At 36.1% G+C, this 1,220-nt stretch carries 1 protein-coding gene; it reads left to right on the top strand.

The annotated features are described in order from the left end of the window. Positions 1–301 precede the first annotated feature (301 nt). Positions 302–1,168: a hypothetical protein gene (locus tag I3259_RS20165; protein WP_238031445.1), complete on the top strand. Its 867-nt coding sequence runs from the start codon at positions 302–304 to the stop codon at positions 1,166–1,168. Positions 1,169–1,220: the final 52 nt, after the last annotated feature.

Raw genomic sequence — 1,220 nt, 5'->3', positions numbered from 1 at the left:
CACCGATGCCAGAGAAGTTATTAACCTTAGCTGAGTCTCGGTGGTAATCAGGTTACTATAAGCATTAAAGACAAAGTTTGAATTGGAATTTACTAAATCCCTAAAATTTGAAATTTTTTCATCAGTAATACTATTTTTCATTCGCTAAAACTCTATAACTTTATGATAAATAATAAAATACCACTAAGCTTAAAGTTATTCACTACGATCCTTGATCTCAACCTAACTTTAGGTTTTATCCTTGCTTTAAATCAATCTCGCTGGTGGCGTAATCACAGCAATTAAAGCAAGGAGAAAAACAATGAGACAGTTTGTTGATAAAGGGATTTTAGCGTTAGCGAATGTAGTGGAAATTGACAGTAACGTATGGTTTCAAGGGCATATTGGGGCAGCATTACTGGCAGGCGATTCACTACTTCACAGTGGGGCGCTTAATGATTTAGCTAAGCAGAGTTTGCAAGAAAGATTAGCGCAGTTTGTTGATGATAATCAGCATTTAATGAATCCATTAGCAGCCAGCCCTAAAACTACCGATTACGGTAAAGTGGTAAATGCCATTGCGCTCAACGCACAACAATTATGTCATTCAGGTCATGGGATCATATATGGTACATTATTTTTAAATGCTGTCGCCAATAATAACGTTGTTGTTACTCAGCGTATGGTTTCCAATATTGCCAAGCTAATTGTTAATTGTATGGATGATAATTGGGGACGTTATTACGGCTTAGTTGATTATCGTCAATATCAGCCATCGAATTTATTAAATAAAGGTGAGATCGATATTCAGCAACATTGTGTTATTGCCGTTGAGCGAAGTACACAAGATATTTACCATAATACCGATGAGCACTTTTTCGCTGGCGATAAACTTCATGGAATTACTCATGCTCACGCTATATTTTTACTCGATAAACTGGGCTATAAAGAATTAGCACAACAAGCGGTACAACAATCGCTTATTCAGTTAGAGCTTAATGATCGCAAACCAGAGTCAGGGCTCAAAAAGGTAATACCACAATCTTTTGACTTATCAGATCCAAATATTTTGGGACATGACTTTAATGATGACCACCAAATTAAGTTAGTGCATAGCTATGTGGAATTATCGATTAATATAAATCAACCATTAGCGAAATTAGATAATTTATGGGGGGCAGTGGTGTAATGCCGATCAGTTAAGAAAAAAATGATCAGTTGAACGATCCTATAGATGTGTA

The sequence above is a fragment of the Photobacterium sp. Ph5 genome, assembly GCF_022129445.1.
GTDB lineage: Bacteria > Pseudomonadota > Gammaproteobacteria > Enterobacterales > Vibrionaceae > Photobacterium.
The sequence above is the reverse complement of the archived record's forward strand: the minus strand, read 5'-3'. Positions and strand labels throughout refer to the sequence as shown.

What these genes read in the sequence shown, in the direction of transcription:
- I3259_RS20165 (WP_238031445.1), top strand. Translation starts at nt 302, where the DNA reads ATGAGACAGTTTGTTGATAAAGGGATTTTAGCGTTAGCGAATGTAGTG.